We start from the raw sequence: 1,740 nt of genomic DNA on the forward strand, positions 1-1,740 counted from the left end.
GCAAAACTCTGCTGGGCTTGAGCGATCCACTAGAGGCCTCCAACGGCGATGGCGTTGCACTCTATCAAACACTTGTCGCGCCGGCGCGTGAGCTCATTCGGCCCGGATCGACAGTGATGATTCTGGACGACGGAACGTTGAGTAGGTTCAACTTCGAAACGCTGATTGCTCCCGCGCCGGCTCCGCATTACTTCATTGAAGACGCGACTCTCATTTCGGCGCCGTCCCTGCATATGCTCGCTTCAGCAAAGCCAGTCGTACGGGGCGGGAATAAGTTGCTCCTCGTCGGAGACGCTATCTCACCGAACTCCGATTACCCAGAACTGCCCAAAGCCGCAACGGAGATGAAACAGATCGAGCAACACTTCCCCGCTCAGGACGAGACAATCTTTGCGCGGGAGCGGGCCACGGCGGCCTCTTATCTCGCCAGCGCGCCGCAGCAATTCGCCTACATCCATTTTGTTGCTCACGGCGTTGCCAGCCGCACCGATCCGCTGGACTCGTCGATCATCCTCTCGCGTTCCACTGCGGAAGAAGACTCTTTCAAGCTGCACGCGCGCGACATCATGCAGCATCCGATCCGGGCGCGTCTGGTCACGATCTCGGCATGTTATGGGAGCGGCACGCGATCCTACGTTGGAGAAGGACTGGTGGGCCTGGCGTGGGCATTTATGCGTGCAGGTGCGCATAATGTGATCGGCGCATTGTGGGAAGTCAGCGACGAATCCACGCCGCGGTTGATGGGTTCGTTGTATCAGGGTTTGGAAGACGGAAAGCCACCCGCAGCGGCGCTTCGGCAGGCCAAGCTCGAACTGCTTCATGCAAAGGGTGAGTTTCGGAAACCGTTCTTCTGGGCACCGCTGCAGATCTACACGGGGCTCTAAGCTGTTACCTCTTCTGCGCGCGCCGGTACGCTTCCTCATAGCCAAAGCAAGAGAAGAAGCAGAAGCAAACCGCCCGAACGAACGCAGGTTCGGAACGCTAAATCCCACCCATCCCGTTGCGCGGTCCATGATGGACCTGATGTTTGATAGACCTGATCCATCGTTCCCTCCGCCGCGGTCGTCGACGACCCCCAGTTCCGTGACAATCGTTCGATTAGATAGTGAGAGGACTAGCCGGTACGTATCAATACTTTTGCCGCTTAGCGGCGCGAAGGCCGGATTCGGCACCTACCGCGAAGATAGCGAATTGTGGTGCCGCATTTCGGCGTTGTCAGTCTCGACTTGTTGCGACGATGGCAAGACGACGAGCTTTGATATCGCGCATTGGGGGTTCGCCAAAGAATCGGCTGTACTCACGATTGAACTGGCTCGCGCTTTCATACCCCACTTCGAAGGCAGCACTTGCTGCATCCAGCCCCTCACTGAGCATGCGCTCCCGTGCGACATGCAAGCGAAGTTGCTTCTGGTATTGCAGGGGACTCATCGCGGTGAGTGAACGGAATTGATGGTGCAATGTCGAAACGCCCATGCGCGCCATGGTCGCGAGTTCCTCAACGCGCAGCGGCTTGGCATAATTCATCCTCAGCCATTCAACGGCTTTGGCGGTACGGTGGCTCTGTTCGCCCAAAGTAGCGATGGCGCGAAGGTGCTTACCCTGCGGACTGCGCAGCAATCGATAGATGATTTCGCGCTGGATCAGGTTGCTGAGGATTGGAATATCCTGCGGCTTGTCGATGAGGTCCACGAGCCGGGAACATGCATCCAGCAGTTCGAGCGAAGTGACGCCGACAGCCAT

The 1,740-nt window shown here is 57.8% G+C and carries 2 protein-coding genes; one reads left to right on the top strand and one right to left on the bottom strand.

The features are described from left to right. A partial coding sequence (locus WA354_RS18360; protein ID WP_472814470.1) for a CHAT domain-containing protein occupies positions 1-884 on the top strand: 884 nt, incomplete at its 5' end. A gap of 331 nt (positions 885-1,215) precedes the next feature. Here the strand turns inward: WA354_RS18360 and WA354_RS18365 are convergent. Further along, a partial coding sequence (locus tag WA354_RS18365) for an AraC family transcriptional regulator (RefSeq protein ID WP_472814471.1) occupies positions 1,216-1,740 on the bottom strand: 525 nt, incomplete at its 5' end.

This window comes from Occallatibacter sp. (assembly GCF_049802275.1).
In the GTDB taxonomy this organism is placed as follows: Bacteria; Acidobacteriota; Terriglobia; order Terriglobales; family Acidobacteriaceae; genus Telmatobacter.